At 57.3% G+C, this 1172-nt stretch carries 1 protein-coding gene and 1 pseudogene; both read right to left on the reverse strand.

Features of this window, described 5'->3' with window-relative positions:
* Positions 1–225: 225 nt before the first annotated feature.
* Entirely contained in the window at positions 226–459 is a 234-nt protein-coding gene (locus tag WH277_RS28605) for a hypothetical protein (protein ID WP_445235289.1), read from the reverse strand.
* Between the two features lie 20 nt (positions 460–479).
* Positions 480–1172: pseudogene (locus tag WH277_RS28610) on the reverse strand (DNA cytosine methyltransferase); the annotation flags it as partial.

Below are 1172 nucleotides of genomic sequence, written 5' to 3' on the forward strand. Positions count from 1 at the left end.
CTTCTATATTGATTATTCATTTCCCCTCCGTTTGAAGGGGAAGTATATCAGGCGGCCCTCATCTGCCAAGCACACATTTCCGGTAGATTTGCCCTTACCAGCGCTTCGGCGAACGGCGGAGGTAATGCATTGCCGCAGCGTGCGACCTGCTTATCCTTCGCGTACTTTGTGCCAGTGTAGTCCCGGTCAATGATGTACCACTCCGGGAATCCCTGACTCATGCGGCTACAGCATACGCATACCGATATCCACGATGCGATATACCACCCCACCGATCGTCACCAGACCGTCATACTGCGGCCCGCAGTATTCCCACAGGAACACCAGCACCTGCAGCGCTCGCTCCTCGTCGTAATCATCAACAGCCAGGCTGCTGCTGACCTCGCCAAAGTGCAGGCCACCAGCGGTTACCGTTTGCAGAGGTGTATCCGTTGGCTGGCCGGTATTTGTACCTCGCATTTTGATGATGCTGGATGTGATCAGCGCGTGGCGCCTGTGTAATTCCCGCCGAAGTGCTTAACCAGGTTCGCGGCCACCAGCCCGAATTTACCACCACCGGCCGTTACTGTTCCCAGCAGTTTACCGGGCTGCAAAACGCGGGGATCCTGCCCTTGCCTTTCGCCATAACCCATCTGAATGAGCGTCGGCGTCACCAGCCGCGATTTACCGCCACCACCATCAGTGATTGTCGCGCTCGGTTCGTCCGCCCGGTGGCCGACGCTTGCGCCGAACTGCCGGGCGATCACTGGCGCGATAACGCAGGAGTGATTTGTATTCACCAGCGTGTGCATCGACTGGTAAGCACCACGTGGTTTTGCGGAGTATTTCGGACCACCAGCGCCAGCAATAAACGGGACCAGGCCCGCCTGCACCATCCTCAGTCCATGGCCGTTCCCGCCAGGGCGTTTCGATGTACCGGCGGTGACGGTCGGTACCGGTTCAGTTACGTGTTGGCCGGTAGCACCAGTGCGGAACTTGGTCAGATGCGGTACCGCGATCGCATAGCCGTGAGTTTTGGTTATCGACTGTAGCGGTTTCGCCAGCGACTGACCTCGGAAACAGTCGTATTTGCCTTTCGTGGTGGTGTGATTGCATTTCATGATGAATGGCGACGCACTATCGATAACAAAGCGCTGAATGCCTCGGGCAATGCGCTTGAGCGTGTTAACCGC

The sequence above is a fragment of the Erwinia sp. MYb416 genome, assembly GCF_037479575.1.
Lineage (GTDB): Bacteria > Pseudomonadota > Gammaproteobacteria > Enterobacterales > Enterobacteriaceae > Erwinia > Erwinia rhapontici.

What these genes read in the sequence shown, in the direction of transcription:
- WH277_RS28605 (WP_445235289.1), bottom strand. Translation starts at nt 459, where the DNA reads ATGCGAGGTACAAATACCGGCCAGCCAACGGATACACCTCTGCAAACG.